General features: G+C 59.0%; 1 protein-coding gene and 1 pseudogene. Both read right to left on the reverse strand.

Going from position 1 to position 1,843, the window contains the following annotated elements:
- Window positions 1-282: 282 nt before the first annotated feature.
- Window positions 283-1,413, reverse strand: a complete 1,131-nt coding sequence (locus AAC083_RS08175) for a ribosomal protein uL16 3-hydroxylase (RefSeq protein WP_108536292.1) — start codon at window positions 1,411-1,413, stop codon at window positions 283-285.
- A gap of 139 nt (window positions 1,414-1,552) precedes the next feature.
- Window positions 1,553-1,843, reverse strand: a pseudogene (locus AAC083_RS08180) (adenylosuccinate lyase); the annotation flags it as partial.

The raw sequence follows: 1,843 nt of genomic DNA on the forward strand, positions 1-1,843 counted from the left end.
GCGACTGTACCACCTAAAATGGTGTCCGGGATGATTAGACCACTACAGCCTCATTATCATTGCACAATGGGGTTGAGTTTCAGGTGCCGGATAATGGATTCTATTTCTTCTACAAGAATGCATTTATTCCGAGGTAACCGATGTAACGCCCTTATCCATCGCTGGGCCATGAGTGGTCACCATGACACGGGTCCATGCTGCAAATAAGGGTAGGGAAATCGACTTCCTGCAATAAAAAAGGCGCCATCAAGGCGCCTTTGTCGTTGCTGTCAGCCAGTTACTTCAGCTGAAGAACCAGTAACCGCGGTTGATCAGACGGGTCAGCAGTTGCAGGAAACCGGCCTGATCGGCGAGTTCTACCATGTCTGCCTGGGTGATGATGTCCTTGTCACACAGCAGGGAAATGGCGGCCGCATCGTCGCTTGGCAGGGTCCAGGCCTCGCCGTCGATATAGCACTGCTGGCTCTCACCGCTGAACCAGACGCTACGCAGACCCGGCACCTTGATGGCGGGCTCGCCCTGAGTCAGCAGGTCGGCCACTTCCTCGGCGCTGTAGTCCGGCTCGACCGGATTGACGTCCAGATCGTGCTTGGCTTCGGAGATCATGGCGCCGAACCACGCCTTGAACAGGGTCTCGTCATCGAGGGCCTGTTGCATCAGCTCGCGCAGACGGTGCAGCTCAAAGGGCTGGATCTCGCCGTGGCGGGCACGGGGCTTGAGATCGGCATCGCTATAACGCTCGGTGCGCACCTCGTTGTCGATCAGGTGATCGGCAAAGGAGGAGATAAGTGCCTTGGCATCCGGCGCACGGAAGCCGACCGAGAAGTTCATGGAGGGCTCGATGGCGTAGCCCTCGTGGGGGAATCCGGGTGGAATGTAGAGGATATCGCCCGGCTCCATGATGACGTCGATGAGCGCCTCGAACGGTTCGCAGTGCAGCAGGGCGGCGTGGGCAGCAAATTCGTTGAGCGGCTTGGCATCGCCAACCCGCCAGTGACGCTTGCCCAGACCCTGGGTGATGAACACATCGTAGTTGTCGATGTGGGGGCCGACCCCCGCGTGGGGGGTGGAGAAGCTCACCATCACATCGTCAAAACGCCAGCCCGGGATGAACTGGAACGGCAGTGCCAGCTCGTGTACCTCGGGGGCCCAGTGGTTGCAAGCCTGCACCAGCACTGTCCAGTTCTCTTCCCCCAGATGGTCGTAGGATTCGAAGGGGCCGTGGGCCGCTTCCCACTTGTTGTCGAAGCGGGTCACCAGACGGGACTCCACTACCTCTTCCATGGCCAGACCCGCCAGCTCGTCCGGGCTGATGGGGTCCTGAAAGTCGGTGAAGCCACCCTTGATAAGGAGTGGGCGCTTCTGCCAGTAGTGCTCAAGGAAGTGAGCGATATCCAGATTGAGTTGGTACATGCTGTTTCTCGTGTCTCGCAAAGAGGTTTTGCCCAAGTCGGGCTTGGGAAAAGCCACTCGGGATCCTGCCGTGGCAGGGAAAATAACAGGGGCCCTGTGGCGTATCGTGCACAGGGCCCCTTCGTCAGTACCGGTTGGCTTATTTCAGCAGATCAACCAGACGCTGGGCGTCACCGATGTAGTTGGCCGGGGTCAGCTTCTTCAGCTCCACCTTCACTGCTTCCGGCAGTTCGAGGGTGTCGATAAAGGTACGCATCCCTTCGGCATCCACGCGGCGACCACGGGTCAGCTCTTTGAGCTTCTCGTAGGGCTTCTCGATACCGTAGCGGCGCATTACGGTCTGGATCGGCTCGGCCAGCACTTCCCAGTTGGCGTCCAGATCGGCGGCCATGGCGGCGTCGTTGGCTTCCAGCTTGGAGATACCCTTGAG

Origin of the sequence: Aeromonas sp. HMWF014, assembly GCF_963878295.1 — a bacterium.
Lineage (GTDB): Bacteria > Pseudomonadota > Gammaproteobacteria > Enterobacterales > Aeromonadaceae > Aeromonas > Aeromonas popoffii.